27 protein-coding genes and 2 tRNA genes are annotated in these 24,421 nt (G+C 50.0%); 21 read left to right on the top strand and 8 right to left on the bottom strand.

Annotation, left to right across the window (positions count from 1 at the left end; translation table 11 throughout):
- Positions 1-27 precede the first annotated feature (27 nt).
- On the bottom strand, positions 28-1,041 hold the full coding sequence (locus FPE01S_RS24945) for a FecR family protein (RefSeq protein ID WP_052955779.1): 1,014 nt from the start codon (positions 1,039-1,041) through the stop codon (positions 28-30).
- Between the two features lie 145 nt (positions 1,042-1,186).
- Here FPE01S_RS24945 and FPE01S_RS13855 point away from each other — a divergent pair, with 145 nt between their 5' ends.
- The 6 genes from FPE01S_RS13855 to FPE01S_RS13830 all read left to right on the top strand — a co-directional run bounded on the left by FPE01S_RS13855 (position 1,187) and on the right by FPE01S_RS13830 (position 5,791).
- Entirely contained in the window at positions 1,187-1,735 is a 549-nt protein-coding gene (locus tag FPE01S_RS13855) for an RNA polymerase sigma factor (protein WP_046369529.1), read from the top strand.
- 46 nt (positions 1,736-1,781) lie between these two features.
- Positions 1,782-3,719, top strand: a complete 1,938-nt coding sequence (nagB, locus tag FPE01S_RS13850) for a glucosamine-6-phosphate deaminase (protein ID WP_281176209.1) — start codon at positions 1,782-1,784, stop codon at positions 3,717-3,719.
- A 63-nt stretch (positions 3,720-3,782) separates the two neighbouring features.
- Positions 3,783-3,856, top strand: a tRNA-Arg gene (locus FPE01S_RS13845).
- 286 nt (positions 3,857-4,142) lie between these two features.
- A complete protein-coding gene (locus FPE01S_RS13840; protein WP_046369527.1) occupies positions 4,143-4,676 on the top strand; it encodes an RBBP9/YdeN family alpha/beta hydrolase in 534 nt (177 codons plus the stop codon).
- A gap of 22 nt (positions 4,677-4,698) precedes the next feature.
- Positions 4,699-5,163, top strand: coding sequence for a 23S rRNA (pseudouridine(1915)-N(3))-methyltransferase RlmH (locus FPE01S_RS13835; protein WP_046369526.1), 465 nt, complete (start codon positions 4,699-4,701; stop codon positions 5,161-5,163).
- Positions 5,156-5,791 carry a rhomboid family intramembrane serine protease gene (locus FPE01S_RS13830; protein ID WP_052955777.1) on the top strand — a complete coding sequence of 212 codons (636 nt, stop codon included), beginning with the start codon at positions 5,156-5,158 and terminating at the stop codon, positions 5,789-5,791. The genes FPE01S_RS13835 and FPE01S_RS13830 overlap by 8 nt, the downstream gene beginning before the upstream one ends.
- Positions 5,792-5,796: 5 nt before the next feature.
- Here FPE01S_RS13830 and tilS read toward each other — a convergent pair whose 3' ends face one another.
- Complete coding sequence (gene tilS / locus FPE01S_RS13825) at positions 5,797-7,137, bottom strand: tRNA lysidine(34) synthetase TilS (protein WP_046369525.1); 1,341 nt, start codon at positions 7,135-7,137, stop codon at positions 5,797-5,799.
- A gap of 107 nt (positions 7,138-7,244) precedes the next feature.
- Here tilS and FPE01S_RS13820 point away from each other — a divergent pair, with 107 nt between their 5' ends.
- On the top strand, positions 7,245-7,922 hold the full coding sequence (locus FPE01S_RS13820; protein WP_046369524.1) for a hypothetical protein: 678 nt from the start codon (positions 7,245-7,247) through the stop codon (positions 7,920-7,922).
- Here the strand turns inward: FPE01S_RS13820 and FPE01S_RS13815 are convergent.
- On the bottom strand, positions 7,912-8,226 hold the full coding sequence (locus FPE01S_RS13815; protein ID WP_046369523.1) for a tetratricopeptide repeat protein: 315 nt from the start codon (positions 8,224-8,226) through the stop codon (positions 7,912-7,914). The genes FPE01S_RS13820 and FPE01S_RS13815 overlap by 11 nt on opposite strands.
- A gap of 104 nt (positions 8,227-8,330) precedes the next feature.
- Between FPE01S_RS13815 and FPE01S_RS13810 the strand changes: the two genes are divergently transcribed.
- The 5 genes from FPE01S_RS13810 (at position 8,331) to rocD (ending at position 13,256) form a co-directional block, all read left to right on the top strand.
- On the top strand, positions 8,331-9,074 hold the full coding sequence (locus FPE01S_RS13810; RefSeq protein WP_046369522.1) for an electron transfer flavoprotein subunit beta/FixA family protein: 744 nt from the start codon (positions 8,331-8,333) through the stop codon (positions 9,072-9,074).
- 24 nt (positions 9,075-9,098) lie between these two features.
- Positions 9,099-10,055 (top strand): electron transfer flavoprotein subunit alpha/FixB family protein, encoded by a 957-nt coding sequence (locus tag FPE01S_RS13805; protein WP_046369521.1) that lies wholly within the window; start codon positions 9,099-9,101, stop codon positions 10,053-10,055.
- A gap of 398 nt (positions 10,056-10,453) precedes the next feature.
- Positions 10,454-11,044 (top strand): bifunctional nuclease family protein, encoded by a 591-nt coding sequence (locus FPE01S_RS13800; RefSeq protein ID WP_046369520.1) that lies wholly within the window; start codon positions 10,454-10,456, stop codon positions 11,042-11,044.
- Complete coding sequence (gene ispE / locus FPE01S_RS13795; protein WP_046369519.1) at positions 11,044-11,862, top strand: 4-(cytidine 5'-diphospho)-2-C-methyl-D-erythritol kinase; 819 nt, start codon at positions 11,044-11,046, stop codon at positions 11,860-11,862. The genes FPE01S_RS13800 and ispE overlap by 1 nt, the downstream gene beginning before the upstream one ends.
- A gap of 155 nt (positions 11,863-12,017) precedes the next feature.
- Complete coding sequence (rocD, locus tag FPE01S_RS13790; RefSeq protein ID WP_046369518.1) at positions 12,018-13,256, top strand: ornithine--oxo-acid transaminase; 1,239 nt, start codon at positions 12,018-12,020, stop codon at positions 13,254-13,256.
- Here rocD and FPE01S_RS13785 read toward each other — a convergent pair.
- From FPE01S_RS13785 to FPE01S_RS13775, 3 genes are all read right to left on the bottom strand, one after another.
- A complete protein-coding gene (locus FPE01S_RS13785) occupies positions 13,253-13,693 on the bottom strand; it encodes a hypothetical protein (RefSeq protein ID WP_052955776.1) in 441 nt (146 codons plus the stop codon). The two genes, rocD and FPE01S_RS13785, sit on opposite strands and share 4 nt — an antisense overlap.
- Positions 13,694-13,716: 23 nt before the next feature.
- The gene (locus tag FPE01S_RS13780) at positions 13,717-14,823 is read right to left on the bottom strand and encodes a sialate O-acetylesterase (RefSeq protein WP_169749167.1); all 1,107 of its coding nucleotides are present in this window, start codon (positions 14,821-14,823) and stop codon (positions 13,717-13,719) included.
- Positions 14,824-14,905: 82 nt separating this feature from the next.
- Positions 14,906-14,976: transfer RNA gene (locus tag FPE01S_RS13775), tRNA-Cys, on the bottom strand.
- Between the two features lie 87 nt (positions 14,977-15,063).
- Here FPE01S_RS13775 and FPE01S_RS13770 point away from each other — a divergent pair.
- The 5 genes from FPE01S_RS13770 (at position 15,064) to ahcY (ending at position 19,613) form a co-directional block, all read left to right on the top strand.
- The gene (locus FPE01S_RS13770; protein ID WP_046369516.1) at positions 15,064-15,936 is read left to right on the top strand and encodes a nucleoside phosphorylase; all 873 of its coding nucleotides are present in this window, start codon (positions 15,064-15,066) and stop codon (positions 15,934-15,936) included.
- 6 nt (positions 15,937-15,942) lie between these two features.
- Positions 15,943-16,728, top strand: a complete 786-nt coding sequence (dapF, locus tag FPE01S_RS13765) for a diaminopimelate epimerase (RefSeq protein ID WP_046369515.1) — start codon at positions 15,943-15,945, stop codon at positions 16,726-16,728.
- Between the two features lie 25 nt (positions 16,729-16,753).
- Complete coding sequence (locus FPE01S_RS13760; RefSeq protein WP_046369514.1) at positions 16,754-17,692, top strand: magnesium transporter CorA family protein; 939 nt, start codon at positions 16,754-16,756, stop codon at positions 17,690-17,692.
- A 10-nt stretch (positions 17,693-17,702) separates the two neighbouring features.
- Positions 17,703-18,200 (top strand): NUDIX hydrolase, encoded by a 498-nt coding sequence (locus FPE01S_RS13755; RefSeq protein WP_046369513.1) that lies wholly within the window; start codon positions 17,703-17,705, stop codon positions 18,198-18,200.
- Positions 18,201-18,284: 84 nt separating this feature from the next.
- Positions 18,285-19,613, top strand: a complete 1,329-nt coding sequence (gene ahcY, locus FPE01S_RS13750; protein ID WP_046369512.1) for an adenosylhomocysteinase — start codon at positions 18,285-18,287, stop codon at positions 19,611-19,613.
- 45 nt (positions 19,614-19,658) lie between these two features.
- Here ahcY and FPE01S_RS13745 read toward each other — a convergent pair whose 3' ends face one another.
- Complete coding sequence (locus FPE01S_RS13745; protein WP_046369511.1) at positions 19,659-20,153, bottom strand: hypothetical protein; 495 nt, start codon at positions 20,151-20,153, stop codon at positions 19,659-19,661.
- 66 nt (positions 20,154-20,219) lie between these two features.
- Between FPE01S_RS13745 and FPE01S_RS13740 the strand changes: the two genes are divergently transcribed.
- Entirely contained in the window at positions 20,220-22,124 is a 1,905-nt protein-coding gene (locus FPE01S_RS13740; protein ID WP_046369510.1) for a beta-N-acetylhexosaminidase, read from the top strand.
- Positions 22,125-22,134: 10 nt separating this feature from the next.
- Here FPE01S_RS13740 and FPE01S_RS13735 read toward each other — a convergent pair whose 3' ends face one another.
- Entirely contained in the window at positions 22,135-22,596 is a 462-nt protein-coding gene (locus tag FPE01S_RS13735) for a DUF4268 domain-containing protein (RefSeq protein WP_046369509.1), read from the bottom strand.
- A gap of 106 nt (positions 22,597-22,702) precedes the next feature.
- On the opposite strand from FPE01S_RS13735, the gene FPE01S_RS13730 reads away from it, so the two are divergent.
- The 3 genes from FPE01S_RS13730 to FPE01S_RS13720 are packed head-to-tail and all read left to right on the top strand — an operon-like array spanning position 22,703 to position 24,338.
- A complete protein-coding gene (locus FPE01S_RS13730) occupies positions 22,703-22,987 on the top strand; it encodes a hypothetical protein (protein WP_046369508.1) in 285 nt (94 codons plus the stop codon).
- Positions 22,988-23,032: 45 nt separating this feature from the next.
- Complete coding sequence (gene cysM, locus FPE01S_RS13725; RefSeq protein ID WP_046369507.1) at positions 23,033-23,914, top strand: cysteine synthase CysM; 882 nt, start codon at positions 23,033-23,035, stop codon at positions 23,912-23,914.
- The gene (locus FPE01S_RS13720) at positions 23,907-24,338 is read left to right on the top strand and encodes an SET domain-containing protein (RefSeq protein WP_046369506.1); all 432 of its coding nucleotides are present in this window, start codon (positions 23,907-23,909) and stop codon (positions 24,336-24,338) included. The genes cysM and FPE01S_RS13720 overlap by 8 nt, the downstream gene beginning before the upstream one ends.
- Positions 24,339-24,421: the final 83 nt, after the last annotated feature.

Genomic DNA, 24,421 nt, shown 5'->3' with positions numbered 1-24,421 from the left:
TTGGGAGTCGTTTGGTTTTGTATTGTGTTATCGCGATTTCTTTTCAATAACCAGTACACCATTCTCTTTTCTTGCCTTCAGACCATTACCTTCTTCGAGCAGTGTTAACAACAGGTCGAGATTGTCACTCGGCACGATACCGGATACCTGTGCAGTATCGGCGAGTTGCTGATCAGGGATCAGGATTTTTACACCATACTGATCCATGATCTGCTGAACTGCCTCATGGAGCGGTGTGTTTTCAAATACCAGTTTCCTGTCTTTCCAGGCAAGCACTTTCTCAGCAGCTACATGCTTACGGGATGGGTCATTGGCGCCGGTCAGCTCCACAAAATCACCCGGCACCATCTTCAGCTCCCTGCCGTCCTGCATTTTCAGGAATACGCTTCCTTCGGTGAGCAATACATTGGTTTTATCACCCCGGTTCACCACATTGAATTGTGTACCGGTCACTACGATATCGAACCGGTCGGTGTGCACTACAAACCTTTTGTGATCAGTCGTCTTCTTCACATGGAAGAATGCTTCGCCGGTAAGCCACACTTCCCTTTCCTTTTTATTTTCGAAGCCTTCGCTGATATGAATCCGGCTGTTCGCATTCAGCGTAACCATCGAACCGTCGGGCAATTCATGTTCAAGCAATTCTCCGTATCCGGCAGCGATGCCGCTTTGAACGGGTTGATGTTTCATTTTTGAGATAAAGAGACCGGCACCTGCCAGCAATACAAACATGGCTGCTGCCCACCACCAGCGTTTTACGGCCCGGCCAATACTGATAACCGGGGCCTGGTGTTGTTGTGTGTTGATGGAGGCTGCCAGCCTTTTCAGCGCTGCTTCCAGCTGACCCTCCGGCAGTGGCTTTTCCTGAAGCACAATCGATTCCACGAGTTTTTTGCCTTCCAGTGCCATCGCGTGATGGGCCAGGTCATTTTCCAGCCACTCCCTGAAAATTGCGGATTCCGCAGTAACTGCACCCTGGCTCCAGTCCAGAAAACCCTGGTCTGTCACCAGTTCTGATACGTCATTAAATTGTTGTCCCATACTATAGTCGGTAGATTAATCTGTAATCAGGTGCCGCATTATCCTTTCGTGTAATGATGATTTTAGGTTTTTTTTAAAAAATAATTTTCGTATGGGAGAAAATGTCGCCAAATGCGTAGTTTAGCCCTGACTGCTATTGGATCATTTGACTGATGATACTAACCTATGGGATGCATTCCTTAACGGAGATAAGGAAGCGCTTGGAAGGCTTTTTTCAGGCCATTATACTTTGCTTTTTCAATATGGCGTAAAGGTTTGCCGCAATCCGGCACTGGTGGAAGACTGCATCCAGGAACTGTTTTCGGATATCTGGCGAAACCAGACCGCCACCCCGCAACTCTCCATCAAAGCCTATCTTGTCAGGGCATTGAAATACAAGATCATCCGCCAGCTCGGGCGCGATCAGAACAGCCCGCTCAGCGAGAATTCAGAAGACAGCATGTTTGAACTCAGCCATGAAGATTTCCTGATCGACAGGCAACACCAGAAAGAACAGGAAAACAAGGTCAAACAAGCGCTCACCCAGCTCAGCGCCCGCCAGCAGGAGATCATCTACCTCAAATATTACCAGAACCTCAGTTACGAGGAAGTGAGCACCATCATGAACATCAATTACCAGGTCGCACGCAACCTGTTGTACCATTCCATAAAAGCACTCAAACGTTTGATGGGCCAATTATCGGTTTTCTTTTAATAATTATGCGTTACAAAGGAACCAGTACCCGCACTATTCAATAATTTTGCACACTCAAACTAAAACCAGAAAGCAAATGAGCATGGTAGACTCTTTTGAGAAGATCCCCGTCCGGATATTCGACAGTCTAAAACTCGGATCAGTATTTATTGCCAGGGAAATCGCTGCGCAGATCAGGCAAAAGCAGGCAGAAGGGAAGCATTGCGTGTTGGGCCTCGCAACCGGCTCTTCTCCCAAAACGATCTATGCCGAGCTCGTACGCCTCCATCGGGAAGAGGGCCTGAGTTTTGCCAATGTAATCACTTTCAACCTCGACGAGTATTTCCCTATTGATAACGATGCGCTGCAAAGCTATAACCGTTATATGCGGGAACAGCTTTTCAACCATGTTGACATCGATCCGGTCAACATCCATATTCCGAATGGCGAATGGCCCAAAGATGCCATCAAGAAATTCTGTGCGGAATACGACAACCTGATCGAACAGGCCGGCGGCATTGATGTTCAGATCCTGGGCATCGGTAACAACGGACATATCGGCTTCAACGAACCAGGGTCAAGCCGTTTCTCCCGTACCCGCCTCATCACGCTTGACAATTCCACACGGATCGCGAATGCCTATGAATTCACCAATATCTCCCAGGTGCCCCGCCTGGCGGTCACCATGGGTATCGACACGATCATGAAGGCCCGCAAGATCTACCTGATGGCCTGGGGACCCATGAAAGCTCCCGTAATCCAGAAGGCCGTGGAAGAACATGTTACCGAGCAGATCCCCGCGTCTATCCTGCAACAGCATAATGATACCGTATTTGTGCTGGATCAGATGGCTGCCGCCGAACTGACCCGGTACCGCTCCCCCTGGCTCACCGGGGATATCGAATGGACCTCCCTGATGGTTAAAAAGGCTGTCGTGAACCTGGCGCTCAAACTCGGCAAACCTGTTCTCGGCTTAACCAACAGCGATTATAATGATCATGGCCTGGGCGACCTCCTGGTTGAAAAAGGCGATGCTTATGAGATCAACCTGCAGGTGTTTTACCTGCTGCGCGACAGCATTACCGGCTGGCCCGGCGGAAAACCCAATGCCGTTATACCGAATCACCCCGAAAGGTCAATCCCCTATCCCAAACGGTGCCTGATCTTCTCCCCGCACCCCGACGACGATATTATCAGCATGGGTGGCACGTTCATGCGCCTTCACGACCAGGGTCATGATGTGCATGTCGCTTATCAAACCAGCGGCAATATTGCAGTGACCGATGAGTTCGTAACCCGTTTCATCGATTTCGCTGTAGGATTTGAAGAAATCTCCGGTATCGACGCCAGCAAGAGCCGTGAGATCCTTTCGCAGGCCCAGCAATTCCTCGCACATAAGAAGCCCAGTGAAAGTGACACCCAGGAGATCCGTTCCATCAAAGGATTGATCCGCCGAGGAGAAGCAAAAGCTACCTGCCGCTATGTGGGCATCAAAGACGCAAATATTCACTTCCAGAACCTGCCTTTCTATGAAACAGGACGGGTAGAAAAGAAACCCATGGGTGAAGAAGACGTAGCGTTGACTATGGCACTGCTCCGTGAAGTAAAACCCCACCAGATTTTTGCCGCAGGTGACCTTGCCGATCCGCACGGCACCCACAAAGTATGCCTTGACATCATTTTCGAATCCATGCGTCGCCTGAAAGCCGCAGGAGATGACTGGGTAAAAGATTGCTGGGTCTGGTTGTACAAAGGTGCATGGCAGGAATGGAATATCGAGGAAATCGAAATGGCGATCCCGATGAGTCCCGACCAGGTAATGAAAAAACGCTTCGGCATTTTCATTCACCAGTCGCAGAAAGACATGGTACCCTTCCAGGGTTCAGATTCCCGCGAATTCTGGCAACGTGCGGAAGACCGTAACGGCAATACCGCGAAGCTGTATGCACAACTGGGACTGACCCAATATGCTGCCATGGAAGCTTTCGTACGCTGGCATTATTAAAAAGCAAGATTCTGTTGGTGGGAATAATAATTTTCCTATCTTTGCACTCCCTTAACGGGGAATGGCTCCGTAGCTCAACTGAATAGAGCATCTGACTACGGATCAGAAGGTTTCAGGTTTGAATCCTGACGGAGTCACTAAAAAGGACAAGACGGCATCGCCTCTTGTCCTTTTTGTTTGTCCGAAAGCTTCCCGATCATGGCGTTGACGGCGACAAATAAAAAAGCGGAGACCAGCTCCGCCTTCTGACAAATATGGATGTACGCTTAAGCTAATACGGGCTGTGCCAATGCATACAGGGCAGCAAGCACCACAATACACTTCCAGCAATTCACTCTGTTCATCGTTACACTTTTTGAGGGAATAAAATTACCTGAAATAAAGCCCATGGCCTGTTAACGGAAAGCGAATACATTGCAGCCTATGGCAAGCAATCTGATCAATTTCATCGTACCCGGCCTGGGTAATTCAGGCCCTGAACACTGGCAAACCTGGTTTGAACAATCCGGTGGCAGTTTCCAGCGGATAAACCAGCGGGAATGGGATGCACCTGACCGTGAAGACTGGGTCAGCAATATTCAGCAGGCTGTTGCCGGCCACGATCCCGCCACTGTTATCCTGATCGGCCACAGCCTCGGCTGTACGGCCATCGCCCACTGGGCAAACGCATACAAGGTACCGGTGCGGGGCGCCCTGCTGGTGGCACCCAGTGATATTGAAACACCACAGTATGATTTCCCGGCAACAGGCTTCGCGCCAATTCCATTATCACCGCTGCCCTTTCCCTCCATCGTGGTAGCCAGCACCAACGACCCCTGGGTCACCATCAACCGCGCAAAGTTATTCGCTGATGCATGGGGAAGCCGTTTTGTGAATATCGGCGAAGCAGGTCATATCAATGTGGCATCAGGATATACAACATGGTCCGATGGACTGGAACTCCTCCGTTCGCTGTAATTTGCCACCTTAACGCGTTAATGTGAAAATCATTTTACTGACCATCGGCAGGCAACAGGATACTTCCACCAGGGAAGCCGTGGCCGATTTCACAGACAGGATCAAACGCTATTTTCCCTGCGAATGGAAACTCCTGCCGCCATCGAAATTCACGGAACCGGATGCGATCCGCAAAGCAGAAACAAAGCTGGTGGAAGATTTTCTGGAGAAAGGTGATTTTCTCTGCCTGCTGGATGAACGCGGAAAAAACATCAGTTCACCGGAACTTGCCCAACTGATCCAGCAGAAAGCAAATGAAAGCTGCCGGCAACTGATCTTCCTGATCGGTGGCGCTTATGGCGTGGAAGAATCGCTGCGGAAAAAAGCGGGCTTTGTCTGGAGCCTTTCCCGCCTGGTCTTTCCCCACCAGATCGTGCGGCTGATTTTAGCTGAGCAGGTTTACCGCGCTTGCAGTATTTTACGCAACGAAAAATATCATCATGATTAGCATTACGCTACTGATCATTATCATTACCTGTGCCGTATCCTTTGCTGCATTCAACAGCGACAAACTGAAAGAAGACCTGCTTTTCTGGCCCGCCGAGATCAACAGCCGCAACCAGTATTACCGCTTTCTGACCGGCGGACTCATTCACGGCGACTATATGCACCTTGCCTTCAACATGATTTCCCTGTATTCTTTCGGAGAATACATTGAAAGATATCTTTTCTCTTCTCCCGCCCTGTTTGGAAGCTATGGCAAACTGATGTACCTGCTGCTCTATGTACTGGCACTGATCATTTCCGTTATACCTGACTATTTTTCCTATCGCAACAATTATAATTACCGGGCACTTGGTGCATCCGGCGCAGTGTCTGCCGTGATATTTGCCTTTATCATGCTGGAACCAACGAGAAAACTTCAATTGTTCTTTGCCATTCCGATCAGGGGATATGTATTCGGTGCTTTGTTCCTCGCCATATCGGTATACCTGTCAAAGCGGGGCGGTGACAATATCGGGCACCGTGCGCACTTCAGCGGTGCCATCTTCGGTGTATTGTTCATGATCATCGCCGGTAAACTGATGGCAAATGTGGATGTACTCCGGGAATTCTGGGAGCAGGTTTCCCGATAACACTACTAACCAAACCGGATCACCAGCACCTGTTTGGTGTGCTCCGTGATACGAAACCGGTGATCGATTCGCAAACCTGCCAGCCAAATGATCTTTTTGTTGCTCTCCACCACCCGGGTGGCTTCCTTTTGCTGCCGGCTGAGTTTGCAATCAGTCAGAAATCGTGCTACTTTTTTCTTTTTGGGCATGCCGAGCGGATAAAAATAGTCGCCTGCTTTCCAGCGCCTGATCTGCAGCGGCCACGTAATCATCTCCGCGTCAAGCCATGCTTCGCTGGCATCTGCCGGAATTTTCTCCCCGCTGTAATCACGCAGGGCCCAGTGTACCGGCAAACCACCAATCGTTGCGTGTCCCGACCCGGTTTCCATCAACAATACACCATCATCATTGCCGGTGCTTGCATGCAACTCGATCCAGGCACGGTTGCGTAACAATCGCCAGGTTCCCATTGGCCTGAAAGCGCCGGTCTGGCTGTTCGTCAACTCCCACGCTGCAGCAATTTCCGATGATGAAAACCCTTTGGCCTGCAGCCAAGCAAAAAATATCGCGCGCCCACCCTTTGCTTTCTGCAGGGCCAGAACAGGGAGCTTTTCAATGCCATCTTTTATGATCAGCCATTTCTGCAGCTGCCGCGTCATGGCATTGTCGTAAAAAGCCCGCATCTCGCTGAACAGCGCAGCTTCCCGCATCAGGGTGCCCGTAATGCCGGGATATTGTGTAGTAAGCAACGGCAAAACTTCATGGCGGATAAAATTTCGCCGGTATTTATCACTCTCGTTCGAACTGTCATCCACCCAATCCAGGCCGTTCTGCTGCGCATAGGCTTCCAGGTGTTGCCGCTCCGCAAACAAAAGGGGACGGCAGATCCGGCCGCGTCGCGTAGGAATACCTTTCAGACCGGCAAGCCCGGTACCCCTGAAAAAATTCAGCAGCATGGTTTCCGCCTGATCGTTCCCGTGATGCGCCGTTAGGATTGCATCGAAGGGGAAACCGTCAATTTTACTATGCAGCTGTTCCAACCAGTCGTACCGGATCATCCTTGCGAATTCCTGCAGGGAAACTCCTGTGGGCCTGGGTAAATTTCCGATGTCCACCGTCGTAAAATGAAGGGGTACCCCCAGCTTCTCTGCCAGCGCCATCACGAAACCGGCATCCCTTTCACTCTCAGCCCCACGCAACTGGTAGTTGACATGGGCCATTTCAAAATTATTTCCGTTTGCCCGGAGTACATGACAAAGCACCGTAGAATCCAGTCCACCACTAACTCCTACCAGTAAGCGCGATTTCTTCCCGAACATCTTTTCCGAGACGACAAAAAAATCAAAGGCTTGTACAAGATCATTCATATGAATAAAAAATCGCGTACTAATTCGCGTAGTTTTACGTTTTTAGTGTAGGTGTTTACAATTACTTTAGCCTTTGCTAACCAATATATCCAAATCCTGTTTACGAAATGCCATCGCAATTCAATATAATTGAGAACCTGACTCTGGCCGTTCTGGCCGGCATCATCTTCTTTCTGCTTTATAAAAAGGCCTGGACCGACAAAGCCCTGCGGTTCATCCTGATCAACGCGCTGTACAGCCTGTTCACTGTTCTCATCACCCTTGTATACCCGATTACCAGCCCCGCCTATGATATCATCTCCAACCTCACCATGCATATTGATACGCTGAGCGGCCTTGGTTTTTTCTATTATTTATGGAACATCAACCGTTATCACCGCTTCCTGGTATATACCGTATCCGTAGTATTGCTGGTCTGGTTTGCCACTTTCTTTATCATGCGCGATTTTGGCGCACATTCCTGGACTTTATTGCTGCCTTCCATCTGGTATGTGATCGTTGGCATGACCGCTTTCTACCTGATGTATACCAAGGCAGACTTTCAGCAAACGAGAAAATACGGCAGCCGGTTTCTGCTTATCACCGGCTTTGTGTTTTACAACTTTATCTACATCGTCATAGAGATCTGCTACATCTATTTTAAAGGTGTCGGAAACATCAATGACGCCTGGAAAATAAATTACTGGAGCTATTTCCTGTTCCGCGTGATGATGTTCGCCGGCGTAATTTTCTGGTATGCCCGTCCCGGCATCCCCAGGAACAAGCTTTCGGCCATCAGTAAGTAAGTTCCTCCCAGGCTGACCGCAATTCATTAAACGCATGCTGGTCACCCGCCGCCTTTGCAGCTTCCATTCCCCGTTCATAACAGCGAACAGCTTCATCCTGATCACCAGACCGTTCCAGCAATTTTGCCAGGTGATAATAACTGCCAACATATCCCGGCTGGGCCGCCAATATTTTCTCAAACAGCGCCCGCGCACTGGTGTCATCTCCCATTTTTATGTATTCCAGCGCCAGTGCATGCTGCAAAAAAGCATCATCGGGCTGGGCCTTCAGAAATTCCTGTATTTTCTGTATTCTGTCCGTCATATTTCTAAAAAATATTTTCCCCGGCGACCGATCTTATGCCGCATCCTTTATATTTGTAGAACTTAGTTGCATAAACAACTTTCATTCTTACCAATTGTTGCTATATGAAGATCTTAGTTTGTATCAGTAAAACGCCGGATACGACGGCAAAAATAGCCTTCACCGATAACAACCGGAAATTTGCAGCGGATGGTGTTCAGTGGATCATCAATCCTTATGATGAATGGTATGCGCTGGTGCGTGCCATCGAATTCAAGGAGAAAGACCCTGCCACGGTATTGCACCTGGTAACGGTGGGCGCTGCAGATGCAGAACCTATTATCCGGAAAGCGCTTGCGCTGGGAGGAGATGAAGCGATCCGCATCAATACAGATAGCCATGATGCCTATACCATCGCCAGCCAGATTGCTGCAGTGGCCAAAGAGGGCGGCTATGACCTGGTGTTGACGGGCAAAGAAACCATCGACTTTAATGGCGCATCAATCGGCGGAATGGTGGCGGAACTGCTTGAGCTCCCCTATTTGTCGCTGGCAACCAAAGTAGATATCGAGGGTGGTGCCGTTCGGGTGATCCGCGAAATTGAGGGCGGGGAAGAAACGGATTCCACTAGCCTGCCCGTTGTGATCAGTTGCCAGAAAGGTGTGGCGGAACAAAGGATTCCCAACATGAAGGGAATTATGGGCGCCAGGTCCAAGCCCCTGAAAGTGGTTGAGCCTGTAGCTGTCGACAGCCTGACGAGCATCGAAAAATTTGAACTGCCGCCTGCAAAAGCAGGCGTGAAGCTCGTTCCGGCAGATCAGCCCGAAGAGCTCGTTCGCCTGTTGCACGAAGAAGCAAAGGTTTTTTAATCCACCACTTAAACAGCAATTATCATGGTCCTCATATTTATCGATCAGTCAGAACGCAAGATCAAAAAGACATCTTTTGAAGCCATTACCTATGGCGTAAAACTGGCAGCACAACTGAATACTACTGCAGCGGGCCTGGTGCTGGGTCAAACCGACGATGACCTGAGCAGCCTCGGAAAGTACGGATTGACCAAAATCCAGCAGGTGGATGATGCTGCACTGAATGACATGGATGCGCAGGTGTACACAACCGTTATTGCAGAGGCCTTCAGGAATGCCGGTGCCGACACACTGGTGATGTCTGCCAACCTTACCGGCAAGGCCATTGCACCCCGCCTTTCAGTGCGGCTTAAGGCGGGATTGGTTACCGGTGCAGTAAGCCTGCCGGATACCGGGAATGGATTTGTGGTGAAGAAAGCAGTTTTCAGCGGCAAGGCCTTTGCCCATGTTGCTGTTCAGACCCCCCAGCGCATAGTTACCGTGAGTCCCAATGCGATTCGTGCCGAATCCGGCAGCGGGGAAGCCCAGGTGGAAAAAATCACCGTCGCTGTTCCAGCCGCTAAAGTCAAAGTAGAAAGCCGCGATGTGCTGAAAGGAGAAGTTTCCCTTGCCGATGCAGAGATCGTCGTGAGCGGTGGCCGCGGCTTGAAAGGTCCGGAGAACTGGGGTATGATCGAAGAACTTGCAAAGCTGTTGCATGGCGCTACTGCCTGCAGCCGGCCGGTTGCCGATGCACACTGGCGTCCGCATCATGAACACGTTGGACAAACCGGCGGGGCTATCGCGCCGAATCTCTATATCGCCGTGGGTATTTCCGGCGCCATTCAGCACCTCGCAGGGGTGAACCGCAGCAAGACAATCGTGGTGATCAACAAGGATCCGGAAGCACCGTTTTTCAAAGCGGCCGACTATGGTATTGTTGGCGATGCGTTTGAAGTGATGCCGAAAATCATAGAAGCGGTGAAGAAACTGAAGCAATAGGGAAAAAACAGTTTGAAGTTTGTAGTTTGGCTTTGCCTACCGGAGCTGGCAAATAATGGGCTCCTGCGTTCAATAATGGGCTCAAAGGTTTAATACGCGGTATAGTTTGCATACTTCATTAATATCTTTCCGGTTTGACAGGTACCCCTTCAAACCGGTTTTTTTATCGCCTGTCACATACCTATAGGCAAACCATCAGTTCAGGATATGCGCTAAAGCTAAAACAGCACTTCGTTTCAAGAGACAAATCTGGTGCCTGGCCCAACTTCAAACCCCTACCTACGCTGAAGCTCCGGTAGGCAAAGCCAAACCCCAAACTTCAAACCTCCTCTCTGTATAATTCCGCCAAATCAGAGATTATCTTTTTTAACAAAATGCCTTAGCTTCGTGCATTCATTATGAGGAAGATAGAACTGGAAATAGTCGCCCTCTCCCATAGTATTACGCAGACCCATTCTTATGCGGTAGTACTGGGGGAAGTGAATGGTTTGCGCCGTCTGCCCATCGTTATCGGTGGGTTTGAAGCACAGGCCATTGCGGTAGCCCTGGAAAAGATGCAACCCAGCAGGCCCCTTACACACGACCTGATGAAAAACTTTATGAGTGCCTTTAATGTGGACCTCACTGAAATCGTGATCAGTGACCTGCAGGAAGGCATTTTTTATTCAAAACTGGTCTGTGTGGGGGAAAATGACACCGTGGAGATCGATTCCCGCACTTCCGACGCACTGGCACTCGCCGTGCGCTTTGGCTGTCCCATTTACACCTACGAGAATATCCTTGAGAGTGCAGGCATCCTGATGGAAGACAGCAGTGGCAAAAAGAAGAAATCCGTCAGCGGACCTGAAAGAGAAGAATCGGGAAATGACGACCTGCGCGCACTGAGCGTGGAAGAATTGCAGGTGTTGCTGAATGAGGTACTGGAGCAGGAAGATTATATCCGCGCCATTGCTATCCGCGACGAGATCAACAGCCGCAAGAATCAGTAATGATCGTTTTTCCGAATGCCAAAATAAATCTCGGATTGAGGGTTATGGCAAAAAGGCCCGATGGTTACCACAACCTGGAAACCATCTTCTACCCTATTCCCCTGTGTGATGTGCTGGAAGGTATCCGGGCGGAAAAACCTGCCTTTACGCTGTCAGGTGTACCGGTGGACGGGCCGCCCGAGAAAAATCTCTGCATCAGGGCACTCAAACTGCTGTCAAAGGATTTTGATATTCCCGCCATCAGTTTCCACCTTCATAAAAATATTCCCCTGGGAGCCGGCATGGGCGGCGGATCAGCTGACGCCACTTTTACCCTGAAACTGATCAGTGAACTGTGCCGCATTGATCTGACACCGCAGCAGTTAAAGGAGTATGCCCTGCAAATCGGCAGTGACTGCCCCTTTTTCTTGCTCAACCAGCCCGCCCTTGGCACCGGCCGCGGAGAATTACTGGAACCTGTTTCCATTCCTGCCCTGTCGGGAAAAAAGCTGCTGGTAGTCTATCCCGGAATCCATATCAATACCGCCTGGGCATTCTCACAGGTGCAACCTTCCGGAAGCGCCACAGCCTGGAACACCATCCTGTCTGCTGAACCTGATTCCTGGAACGGAATGCTGGTGAATGATTTTGAAGCGCCGGTGCTGGCTGCTTATCCCGAACTGCTGACCCTGAAGACAACCCTCCTTTCCAGCGGTGCTGTATTTGCGGGAATGTCCGGTTCCGGAAGTACCTTCTATGGCATTTACAACGAACTGCCTCCCGCAGCACATCGCCTGTTCCCCCCGGAATATCGTATCTGGGAATTCCCTATCTTGTGAAAAATTAGCGCTATCCGCAGCAATAACACCATATTCTGCTTCCTCTCCGGCAATCTCGATTTCCTCGACCATCGACGCTGATCGTTATTACAATTCCATACACTGTTTTTATCCAGCCCCCGGGCTGATCTTTTTCATCTTTCAATCTGTCTGTCATGACATCAACGTCTATCGCCGTCAGCGAAAAATCACGCTATTTCCTTGAACTGGAAGAACAATTCGGTGCCCATAATTACCATCCCCTGCCTGTTGTGCTCGAAAAGGGCGAAGGCGTATTTCTCTGGGATGTTGACGGCAAACGCTATTACGATTTTTTGAGTGGTTACAGTGCAGTCAACCAGGGGCACTGCCATCCTGCAATCATCAGTGCACTGGTGGACCAGGCATCCAAACTGACCCTTACCTCAAGAGCTTTTTACAACAACCTCCTGGGTGAATACGAGCAATATATCACCCGCTATTTCGGGTACGATAAAGTTTTGCCCATGAATACGGGTGTGGAAGGCGGAGAAACTGCCATCAAACTGGCCCGCCGCTGGGCCTATACACGAAAGGGAGTTGCCGAAAACAGGGCGCGGATCATTTTTGCAGAAAACAATTTCTGGGGAAGGACCATCGCTGCAATTTCCGCATCTACTGACCCCAGCAGCTACGGCAGGTTCGGACCCTTTGTTCCGGGCTTCGACACGATACCTTATAACGACCTCGCAGCGCTTGAAACCGCCCTGCAGAACCCGGACGTCGCCGCCTTTATGGTGGAGCCGATACAGGGTGAAGCGGGTGTAGTGTTACCGGATGCCGGTTACCTGCAGGGAGTACGCGACCTGTGCACCCAATACAATGTACTGTTTATCGCCGACGAGATCCAGACCGGTCTGTGCCGCACCGGCAAAATGCTGGCTTGCGACCACGAAGGGGTGAAACCGGATATCCTGATCCTCGGGAAAGCATTAAGCGGCGGTGTACTGCCAGTCAGCGCCGTGCTGGCTAATGACGAGGTCATGCTGACGATCAAACCGGGTGAACATGGATCAACCTATGGTGGCAATCCGCTCGCCTGTAAAGTGGCAATGGCTGCCCTGGAGGTATTGAAGTCGGAAAAGATGGCGGAAAATGCCGCCGCTATGGGCGAAGTGTTGCGAAATGCCCTGGCGGAACTCAGATCGCCCCATATCCGGGAAATCCGGGGAAAAGGCCTGCTGAATGCCATCGTAATCGATCATGCAGACAAGGAAGCAGCCTGGCAGCTTTGCCTGCTGATGAAAGAAGAAGGATTACTGGCCAAACCGACTCATGGTGATAAGATCCGCCTGGCACCACCCCTGCTGATCACCAGGGAACAGATCCTGGAATCAGTGGAGATCATCGGGCGCTGCCTTGCGCAGCTGGATTAAAGATCACTTTCATCTTTATTACCCGCGCTGTTACCGGAAATGCTCCGGGGTTCGTCTTTTAGCGGAAGGTCGGTGAACATGGCCATGCCGATCATCAACAGGGAGGCCCCCAGCATCACGTACAGCGCGGGTTGCTTTATCGGGCAATCGCCCGACCGGCAGGTAGCGAGCAGGATAAAATTGCGGATGGCCCAGGCCAGGTTGAAACCTGTAAAAAAAAGATTGAACCTTTTTGCCCAGATCCTTGGGATCAGGAACAGCAAAATGGCGCAAACGCTCATAAAGCTGTTGACGAGTCCCGGCTTTCCGAATTTGGTATTTCCGGCATCGAAACCTTTGACGATGATGTTTACTTCAGGCACGGTGATCCATGGAAAAAAACAGCTTGCAATGATAATGACAGCTGCGAGTACACCGATTACATTGGAGTATTTCATATTTCAATGGCGAAAATAGTAAACTAACGTGCAAATGTTTTGATGATGCTGTACAGCTGATCGCCAAAATAGGTTTGTGCTGTTGCATTGAAGTGAACACCGTCTGGCAAAAGCGGTTGTCCATCCATTTCGACGATAGCAATATGCGGGTCGGCCTTTGCAATATTCAGCTGTGCCTGGTGAATTAAAGGACTATAATCTGCAGACGACGATGTAATTGTTCCCATAACAATCGGCATCACCGGGTCATTCACTTCCTGCCTGATTGCGGCAAACAGTCTGGTCAACCGGTACTGGTATGCCGCTGTAGCCCATTTGTCGCTCTCCCCCTGGTGCCACATCATCCCGACAACCTTGATATACCTGGCACTGTCCTGGTCATATGACCATTGTCTGACTGCATTCAGGCGGTTCTTCAGGGTATCAAACATCCGTTCGCGACCTGCCGGTACGGAATCCTGGGGAATCGTCCAGCAGGCGGGCTCCCTGGTAAAAGGCGATAAAGCTGATCCACCCCGCGTTACTTTGAGGAGGTATACCGGCCTTTGTTGCCGGTACAAACTGTCACGGATCTTTCGGGCAGCAATAATATCACCTGCCCACCTGGGTGTACCGGGCGACTGGCTTCCATTGTACCTGTCGTATTCAAATGACTGAAACGAATTATGTGCTGGGCTTCCCCATTGCCAGACATTAACACCGTCTACTACCATCGCAGCGCTGGCATAGGGAAAAGGACTCCCTGCCCGGCCATCCATATTGCTCTGCCCTGCAGATAAATAAATAAACAGTGTATCGGTATAGTGACCAGTTTTGGCTACAAGCCGGACAGAATCTTTGCCGGCAACACCGCTGCTGCCTGTTGCAGTAAGACGAAACCAGTATACTCCCGTAGTAAGTTGTCGTATGGAGGTTGTAAGACTGTCCGGACTAACGATCTCCACCTCGCTGGGACCGGAAATTTGTTCCCATTTTGAAGTGATCGCCTCACTTCCAGAAACCTTTCCGGTTAAGAAACCACTGGACGAAAGCAGCCGCACTTCATCGCCTGCCTCGATACCAATCGACCCGGGTGCCGGTTTTGTCGATTCTTTGGAACAAGACAGAAGCGACAGCACAACTGCTGTCATCAACACCATTGTATGGGAAACCGGAAATTTCATTAAAACAATAAACCCGCCATAATGACGGGTTTATCGGAGGTAATGGTTGAGGTCCCGAGCAGATTCGAACTGCTGTAGAAGCTTTTGCAGAGCTCTGCCTAGCCACTCGGCCACAGGACCATTGTTCCAAATCGGGCACGAATGTATGTATTTTTATACATTCGTGTCACATTTGAACACAAAATTCTTTCCTTAAACGCAGACCGTATGATTCCTATTGCATCATCTGAACTTATAATTAATCAGCGTGGTGCCATCTATCATCTTGACACAAGACCAGAGGAAATTGCGGACACCATTATCACTGTGGGTGATCCCGATCGCGTTGGGGTGGTCAGTCAGCATTTCGATAAAATTGACTATAAAAATCAACATCGCGAATTCGTCACCCACACCGGCTGGATCGGCAACAAAAGACTTTCTGTTGTAGCAACCGGGATCGGACCCGACAATGTCGACATCGTGCTGAATGAACTGGACGCACTGGTGAACATCGACTTTGCCACCCGGCAGGTACATAGCACCCTGAAGCCACTGACCATTATCCGCATGGGCACCTGCGGTTCACTGCAGGCAGATATACCGGTAGATGGATTTGTTGCAGGAACCTATGGTCTCGGGCTGGACAATCTCCTGCACTATTACCGGCAGGATACCACCGATGGTGACCTCCAGCTGATCCAGGCCTTTGTAACGCAAACCCAGCTGCACAGCATTTCGCAACCCTATATCGCTGGTGCCGCACCCGGACTGCTCCGTCATTTTGTTGAAGACTTCCACCATGGCATCACTGTAACCTGCCCCGGTTTCTATGGCCCACAGGGACGTATTCTCCGCCTCGGACTTCAACATCCGGAACTTGTCAACCGCCTTACCGGTTTCCGGTTTGGTCCGCACAGGATCGCTAACTTTGAGATGGAAACGTCAGCGATCTACGGACTGGGAAAACTTTTGGGCCACCACTGCATCAGCCTGAATGCCGTTGTGGCCAACCGGGTATCCCGCACCTTTTCATCCGATGGTCAGGCTGCCGTACTTCGACTCATTCAAAAAGCCTTACCTGTTATCGTTACACTATAGAAAAACATGCAATTACCATTTTATAAATACCAGGGCACCGGCAATGATTTCGTCATCCTGGATAACCGCGCCGGACAACTTCAGCTCAGTCTTTCCCAGATCCACTATATCTGTGACCGGCGCTTCGGAATCGGCGCTGATGGTCTCATGCTGCTCAACCAGCTGCCAGGGTTTGATTTTGCCATGAAATACTATAATGCCGACGGCAGGGAAAGTTCCATGTGCGGCAACGGTGGAAGATGCCTGGTGAAATTTGCTTTTCATTGCGGACTCGCCCGCTCCACCTATAAGTTTATAGCAGCTGACGGACCGCATGAGGCAGAAATTGACGGCCATTCCATCGTTCGGCTCAAAATGCAGGACGTAACGGCCATCAACCAGCATAATGGCGACATGGTGCTTGATACAGGGTCACCCCACTATGTGAAATCTGTAGTCAACCTGATGGACTATGACGTATTCCATAAAGGCAAAGAAATCCGCTACCATAGCGAATTTCAACCTGGCGGCATCAATGTGAACTTTGTAGAGCAGCTTTCCGACGACGAGATCATGGTGCGTACCTACGAACGCGGCGTGGAAGACGAAACCCTCAGCTGCGGCACCGGCGTAACGGCAAGCGCTATCGTCAATTACCACAACGAGCTCGGCTTTAATGAAGTGATCGTCACCACCAGGGGCGGCAAACTGTCCGTTGAATTCGAAAGAATGCCAGATGGAAGCTTTACCAATGTATGGCTTTGCGGACCAGCTGAAAAAGTTTTTGAGGGATCGATCACCCTTCCGGAATAAATCCTTTATTTGCATACCCTATCGTTTGATTCAGTATTTCAAAAATATCAATCACCAGACCGTTGCCATTTCCAGGCCGGATGACGGCGCATGGGTCAACGTTCTTCCTCCGCTCAAACTGGAGGAATTCACAGAATTATCCCGGGAACTGGATATCCCCCTTGACTTCCTCACAGACTCCCTCGATATCGACGAAAGAACCCGCTTTGAAGAAGAAGACAATGTCAAACTGCTGGTCATCAAGACGCCAACAGAAAACAACTCCTTCAACGACAGCGACGCATTTTATATCACCATTCCGATCTGTATCATTCTTACCCACAACCAGATCGTGACGGTGAACTCCTTTGAGAATGACGCAATCAAAAAATTTCTGAACACTTTCCAGAACAGGCATCCTGACAACCGCAAGATGATGTGCCTGAAGATCATTGAAAAAGTGGTGCAGAATTACATGGAATTCCTCAAGGAGATCAATCACAAACGCAACCTCCTGGAGCAACGGCTGTATGACGCGAACCGGAATGAAGAACTGCTGCAGCTGATGCGGATCCAGAAAAGCCTGGTGTATTTCGTCACTGCCCTGCGCAGCAACGAACTGCTGCTGGTCAAACTGGAACGCACCAATTTCCTGATGCTGAACGAAGAAGAGAAAGAATTCCTGAATGACCTTATCGTAGACAACTCCCAGGCCCTTGAAATGGCCAACATCTATACAAATATCCTGTCGAGTACGCTTGATGCATTTGCCAGCATCATTGCCAACAACCAGAACGAAGTACTGAAAAGGCTGTCGGTGATCACGATCGTACTGACCTTCCCGGTACTGGTGGCATCCATTTACGGCATGAACGTGCCGATACCGTTTGCAAATTCACCCTATGCCTTCTATATTCCGGTGTTCCTGTCAATGGTCATCTCCCTGGTGATCGGCTGGTTCTTCCTCCGGAAAAAACTCTTCTAATCTATCCTTCATGTTTACGATCCGCGTCTACGGCATTCTACTCAATGAACAAAAGCAGGTGCTGGTGAGCGATGAAAAGATCCGTGGAAACTACTATACCAAGTTCCCAGGCGGCGGACTGGAATTCGGAGAAGGAACGAGAGATTGCCTGAAGCGTGAGTTCATGGAAGAAATGGGGTTGAACGTACAGGTACTGGATCATATTTATACTACCGACTACTTTCAGATGAGTGCGTTCCGCACCTCGGAACAGATTATCTCCATTTACTATTTTGCGCGGGCGCTTGAGCCTATCAAAGCACCCTTAAGGGAGCGTCCTTTTGACTTTGACACCCGGGAACTGGAGCGTTACGAAGCTACCGGCGAAACCGAAACTTTCCGTTTTATCAACTGGGAAGATTTTGAACCGGAGCAGATCAGCCTGCCCATTGATAAGACCGTTACACAACTCCTTAAACAACAACCTTGTCCGTATGAATACCTCACCCGAACCCCCTTTGTCCCCTGAATAGAAGAGATTGTTACAAAACTGGGTAAGCCATAGCAGAAAGGAAGAATTGTCGTACTTTTGCCGCTCACCAATTGAAAAAATATGTCAACTGTTGCCAAGTCGAATATTGATTTTTCGCTGCAATATAAAGTGCAGGATATCAGCCTCGCGGCATGGGGAAGGAAAGAGATCCGTTTAGCAGAAGCAGAAATGCCCGGTTTGATGGCACTCCGTGCTGAATATGGCGCCAGCCAGCCGCTGAAAGGTGCGAGGGTTGCCGGCTGCCTGCACATGACCATCCAGACTGCCGTGCTGATCGAGACCCTGGTTGCCCTCGGTGCAGAAGTAAAATGGAGCTCCTGCAATATTTTCTCTACGCAAGATCATGCCGCCGCTGCCATTGCCGCTGCCGGCATTGGGGTTTTCGCCTGGAAAGGACAGACCCTGGAAGAAGCTGACTGGTGTATCGAGCAAACGCTTTTCTTCGGTGGCGCTGATCGTCCTTTGAACATGATCCTGGACGATGGCGGTGACCTGACCAATATTGTTTTTGACAAATACCCTGAACTGATCCGCCATATCCGCGGACTCAGTGAAGAGACCACTACCGGTGTTCACCGCCTCTATGAGCGTATGGCGAAAGGCACACTGCCCATTCCTGCCATTAACGTGAACGACTCTGTTACCAAGAGCAAATTCGACAACAAATATGGTTGCAAGGAATCCCTCGTGGATGCCATCCGTCGTGCAACAGATGTGATGCTTGCCGGTAAAGTTGCTGTTGTGGGTGGCTATGGCGATGTAGGCAAAGGTTCCGCAGCATCACTGGCCGGCGCCGGCTGCCGCGTAATTGTTACCGAAATCGATCCCATTTGCGCCCTGCAGGCTGCAATGGATGGATTCGAAGTGAAGAAAATGATCGATGCTGTGAAAGAAGCGGACATCGTAGTCACTGCTTCCGGCTGCCGCGACCTGATTACCGGAGCACACTTCAAACTCATGAAGGACAAAACGATCGTCTGCAATATCGGGCACTTCGATATCGAGATTGATGTAGCCTGGCTGAACACAAACTATGGCAACACGAAAGACACGATCAAGCCACAGGTTGACATCTACAATGTAGATGGAAAAGACATCATCCTGCTGGCTGAAGGCCGTCTCGTTAACCTGGGTTGCGCTACCGGCCACCCCAGCTTTGTTATGAGCAATTCCTTCACCAACCAGACACTGGCACAGATTGAACTGTGGAGCAACCACGCGCAGTATGAAAACAAGGTTTATGTACTGCCGAAGCACCTTGACGAAAAGGTAGCCCGCCTTCACCTTGCGAAGATCGGCGTGGTGCTGGAAGAACTCACTAACGAGCAGGCTGAATACCTGGGAATTCCGCAGAACGGACCATTCAAACCGGAACACTACCGTTACTGATCAGTACCGGAATATCATAGAAAAGCCTCCTTCCGGGGGCTTTTTTTATTTCACCAGTGTTTTGGCATCACGCGCTATACAGGCGCTCACCTTCATCAGCAACTCCTGCTGATCTGTGCTCAGCGCAACAACAGTCTTCTTGTCATTCCTGTCGGAGAACGTAATGGATACCACCTTCTTTGCAGATAATCGCTGCAGGGGTGTTGGTGTATACATGCCGCCTTTCATCAGGATATGAAAATACCCGTTGCAATTATCGCCGCCCGTATTGCGCAGCGTCATCTTCTGTTTTCCGCCTTCGAAAACAAACAACGCTTCAGACGCCTCTCCGATGCAGTTCGCTGCTGAATTCTGGATCACAAAAAAGTAATCGATTTCTTTTGCATTTGCTTCAATATTCAACTGAACGTCCTGCAACTCCATAAAACCGGTAAACAGTTTGGGTTGCCCGGAAAAATCATCAGTGCCTTTCTGAAGTGCACAATCCTGTGCCTGTACAGTTGTAATCAGGAAAAGCAGCGGTAAGAATAATAGTTTCATGTATCGGTATATGCCCCTAAAATAACAAAATCCTTATTTTCAGGCATCAGGACCAAACGAAGACAAATGTTAAGATTCCTCTGTCTGATGGGCATGATGGCCCTCTCGATCGCTACCCGTTCCCAGTCATCCGGCAATTCACCTGCATTGATCCCGCTGCCCGCGCACTATGCAGCCGGCAGCGGACAGCTGACGCTGCGCAATCCCGTTCTGATCAGTGCAGAAGGTGCCGCAGTTCCCATTGCCGCACAGTTATCCGCCAGGTTGCAGGCAGCCACCGGATATTCCAGTGAATTTGTTCCCGAAAAAGGCAGCACCGCAAATACACAGATTAGTTTCCGGCTCAACGCCAGAAAAGATACAGCACTCGCTGCGGAAGGTTACCGGTTAACTGTAAACGAAAAAGGCATACTGATCCAGGCGAATACCGCAGCAGGATTATTTTATGGCTGTCAGACCCTGTTGCAACTGCTGCCGCCGCAAATTGAAAGCAAGACCATCCAGAATGGCATCAGCTGGATCATACCCTATGCATCTGTTACAGACCGACCAAGGTTTGGTTATCGCGGTCTGATGCTGGACGTCGCCCGGCATTTCTTCACCAAACAGCAGGTAAAGGATTTCATCGACAATATGGTGAAGTACAAGTACAACCGGCTCCACCTGCACCTGACGGATGACCAGGGCTGGCGGATAGAGATCAAAAGCCTGCCACGCCTGGTGGAAGTAGGCGCCTACCGTCCGCAACGCACAGGCCGCTGGGGTGAATTCACCAAGCCTGATTCAACAGAGGCAAAAGATTACGGCGGCTACTATACCCAGGAAGATATTAAAGAGATTATCCGCTACGCGCAGGACCGGTTTGTGACCATCCTGCCCGAAATCGATATACCGGGTCACAGCATGGCACTGATCGCTGCTTACCCCGAACTGGTATGCACACCGGGATACTACCAGGTAAATGCGGGCAACCGGTTTATGATCTGGCCCGGAGGCGGACACTTTTACGGACTGGAAGACAATAACCTCTGCCCTGCCAATGAAAAAGTGTACGAAGTGCTGGACAAGATCTTCACAGAGGTGGCAGCATTGTTTCCTTACGAATACATCCATATGGGCGGTGATGAAACCTACAAGGGTTTCTGGGAGAAATCCGATGCGATCAAAGCGCTGATGGTGAAGGAGAAACTGAAGAACATGGATGAAGTACAAAGCTATTTTGTAAAGCGGGTAGCCAGGATCATCGCCTCCAAAGGCAAAAAAATGATCGGATGGGATGAGATTCTCCAGGGCGGTATTGCACCCGGAGCAGCAGTGATGAGCTGGCAGGGTGAAAAAGGAGGCATTGAGGCAGCAAAACTGAAGCATCCCGTGGTAATGTCTCCATCCACCTATACGTATGTGGACCTGTACCAGGGCGATCCGCTGGCCGAACCCCCGACGTATTCCATGCTGCGCCTGAAAAAATCCTATGCCTTCAATCCGGTTCCGGCAGGTGTTGATTCCGCCTATATTCTCGGTGGACAAGCCAACCTGTGGAGCGAAAGACTGCATACTGTACGCCATGCGGAGTATATGCTCTGGCCACGGGGCTGGGCTGTGGCCGAATCCGTCTGGAGCATGCCGGCACAAAAAGACTGGAAGGATTTTGTGACCCGCACAGAAGCGCATTTTGCGCGTTCCGGCTTTGCTGGTACCAACTATAGCCGCAGCATGTATGACCCCATTGTAACTGTTAAAAAGATTGCAGACAGCACCCTGCAGGTAAGCCTTGCCACGGAAGTGGATAACCTGCAGATACATTACAGTTTTGATGAATTCTATCCCGACCAGTTTTACCCTGTTTATTCAGAACCGCTGGTTTTTCCCAAAGGTGCTTCCAGCCTGAAAATAGTGACTTATCGCGGCGAACAGAAAATGGGCAGGGAAATCAACCTTCCCCTGACCGAATTATGGAAAAGGGTTAAGTAAAACGGAGGGCTCAGTTGCCCAGCGGGAAAAAGTCTTTTACTTCCTGCCAGAATGCGTCCAGTTCCTGGAGGTGCTGCTTGAAGAAACTGATCATTTCCGGCCAGTGCCGGTCGTCCATAACAGAAACATTCTCCAGCAACCGGAAGATCCTGCAGCACGGTGCGCCTTCCGGGGTGAGGTCATGGCGCAGCCAGGTCCATCCGCTGCCGCAGGTTTCCTCCCATACCGGTAAAAAACTCTCCAGCATGGCATAATGGGTAAGCCGTTCAGATTCGTCTTTTCCCGAGAGCACAAAACTGATCCTGCAGTTGCGGGGAAATAGTTCCATGCGGATGTGAAGATGTCGTAATTTTGTACGGTAATTCATCCAGTTTACCGGGTCGCCGCCAGCAGAGGGGACCGGGGACATATACCTGCCGAGGGCAGTAAAAAATCTGCTCTTCTGTTCAGAAAGGGCCGTTTTACTGTACATCCCGCAAATGTTAAAAACTTTCTGCGTTTTAGCGATTTATTATCAGGAAATAGCACGGGAATTGCAGGTATATCGTGATCATTTTGTTAACGTTTACTGAAATCATATGCAGATCCAATTTGTAAAGAATATCCAATTCACCCGTTTGATTAAAGCAGAAGGCCGGTTGCGTGAATTCAATTTCCGTAAGATGACGGTACTGCAGGAAACCCTTTTTTCGATTGATGTGGTAGATGACCGCGGAAACCGGGTAATGTTCAGGATGCGGAAACAGGATAATGATTGGGTGATCATCCCGCAGCCACTTCCGGCCTGGGTACAGCAGCAGGAAAAATTACTGGGCGAAATGATCACGGAAGAGCTCAACAATCCTACTACGATAGTTTATTAAGATTTCTGTAATATCTTTCCATCCTGCAAGCAATTACTACCCTGTATGGCTGGAATCCTGGACCTTGTTGGCAATACGCCCCTCGTTACGTTAAAGCATGTAATCGTCAATCCCGCTGTAACCATCCTGGCGAAGCTCGAAGGGAATAATCCCGGCGGCAGCGTCAAGGATCGTGCGGCATATGGCATGATCAAAGGTGCTTTCGATCGCGGCGAACTGAAACCTGGTATCAAACTGATAGAAGCAACCAGTGGTAATACCGGCATTGCACTGGCTATGATCGCCAGCCTTTATGGTGTGGAGATTGAACTGGTGATGCCGGAGGACGCTACGCGGGAACGGGTACTGGGCATGGAGGCATTCGGTGCCAAAGTAATTCTCACTCCAAAGGAGAAGTCGATGGAAGGCGCCATTGACTATGCCAATGAACAGGTGGCAAAGGGAGGCTATCTCATGCTGAACCAGTTTGCAAATCCTGACAACTACATGATGCATTACCACACTACCGGCCCAGAGATCTGGAACGATACTGCAGGCGGCGTAACGCATTTTGTATCGGCCATGGGTACCACCGGAACCATCATGGGCGTATCCCGCTTTCTCAAGGAAAAAAATCCTGACATTCAGATTGTCGGTTGCCAGCCGACTGACGGATCACGCATACCCGGAATCCGCAAATGGCCCGAAGCCTACCTTCCCCGGATCTTTGACAGGAAGCGGGTTGACCGCGTGATCGAACTGGATGAATCCGATGCACGGCGCATGGCTGTGCGGCTTGCGCGGGAAGAAGCAATATTCAGCGGCATGAGCAGTGGCGGTGCTGTTCATGCAGCGGTGGAATTATCAAAAGAAATGAAAAGCGGTACGATCGTCTGCATCATCTGCGACCGCGGCGACCGCTACCTGTCCTCTGATCTGTTTGGCTAAAAAAACATCAATACAGGAAGGCAAACTTTTGTTCCGGCTTTATCAGCAACACAGCACCATCGATGGTACCGGTTGCTTTGCCGGAGAAACAATCCCTGCGCGAAAAAAAATCGGCGAACTCGGCGGCGAACTGATTACGGCCCGTGAAGGGCGTAAACGTGTACAGCAGCAACACAAGATCACGATGGTGGAGTCAGGCAACGGATGGTCACTTGATGCCAGTAAACACGCGAATGTGTTGCGCTATGTCAATCACTCCTGTCAACCTAATGCATATCTCCGTTGTTATCAGTATAAGGTGGAATTGTATGCCCTGAAATTTATCCGCAGAAATGAGGAGATCACCTGCGACTATGGTGAAACACATCATGACGGAAACAGGCGCTGCAACTGTGGAATGCCAGGCTGTAAAGGCTTCCTGTAACATTAACAATATCCACAACCTGTGTATAAGTAACTTTGTTTTATAGGGGTCTGTTAAGTTATATTTGGTTATACCCCTGGAAA

This window comes from Flavihumibacter petaseus NBRC 106054 (assembly GCF_000974785.1).
In the GTDB taxonomy this organism is placed as follows: domain Bacteria; phylum Bacteroidota; class Bacteroidia; order Chitinophagales; family Chitinophagaceae; genus Flavihumibacter; species Flavihumibacter petaseus.
This window is presented reverse-complemented; position numbering and strand designations above follow the sequence as displayed.